1 protein-coding gene is annotated in these 1,134 nt (G+C 59.4%); it reads left to right on the forward strand.

Annotated features, from left to right (window positions below):
- Positions 1–1,134, forward strand: a 1,134-nt coding sequence (locus AACS18_RS01385; RefSeq protein ID WP_258228813.1) for a toprim domain-containing protein, incomplete at both ends; no start/stop codon positions are given.

Below are 1,134 nucleotides of genomic sequence, written 5' to 3' on the forward strand. Positions count from 1 at the left end.
GCTGACTGTCAGGAAAAAGACCCGGCTCTCTCCGAACTCTACATAGTGGAAGGGGACTCTGCTGGCGGTTCCGCCAAGCAGGGTCGCAACCGTAAGAACCAAGCCATCCTGCCGCTCAAGGGCAAGATCCTGAACGTAGAGAAGGCCCGTTTCGACAAGATGATCTCCTCGCAAGAGGTGGGCACCCTGATCACCGCACTGGGCTGCGGTATCGGTCGTGACGAGTACAACCCGGACAAGCTGCGTTATCACAACATCATCATCATGACCGATGCGGACGTCGATGGTGCGCACATCCGAACCCTGCTGCTGACCTTCTTCTATCGTCAGATGCCGGAAATCATCGAACGTGGCTACGTCTACATCGCCCAGCCGCCGCTCTACAAGGTGAAGAAGGGCAAGCAGGAGCAGTACCTGAAAGACGAAGACGCGCTGCTGCAGTACCAGACCGCCATGGCGCTGGATGGTGCTACCCTGCACGTCAACGAGTCTGCTCCGGCCATCGGTGGCGAGGCGCTGGAGCGCCTGGTCAACCAGCACCGCTCGGTGACTCACCTGATCACCCGCATGTCTCGTCGTGCGCCGGAAGCGGTACTGACCCAGCTGATCTATCAGCCGGAGCTGAACGAAGCGCTGCTGAACAGCGAGAGCGATCTGCTGGCCTGGTGTCAGGGTATGGAAGCCGTGCTCAACGAGAGCAACCACGGTATCCAGTACCAGATCCAGGTTCGTCGTGACGAAGAGCGCAGCCTGTACGTGCCGCACGCCGTGGTACGTCAGCACGGTGTCGATCGCGAATACCCGCTCAGCTACGACTTCCTGCAGTCCGGTGAGTACCGTCAGCTGGTTTCGCTGGGCAAGGAGATCGCCAACCTGATCGAGGAAGGTGGTTTCATCAAGCGTGGCGAGAAGGTCAAACCGGTTGCCAACTTCGTGGAAGCGGTCGAGTGGTTGATGGGCGAAGGCAAGCGCGGCATCTACATCCAGCGCTATAAAGGGCTGGGTGAGATGAACCCGGACCAGCTGTGGGAAACCACCATGGATCCGGAAGCTCGTCGCATGCTGCGCGTCACCATCGACGATGCCGTCGGTGCTGATCAGCTCTTCTCCACCCTGATGGGTGATGCCGTTGAG

The organism is Aeromonas sp. HMWF015 (assembly GCF_963878965.1).
GTDB lineage: Bacteria > Pseudomonadota > Gammaproteobacteria > Enterobacterales > Aeromonadaceae > Aeromonas > Aeromonas veronii.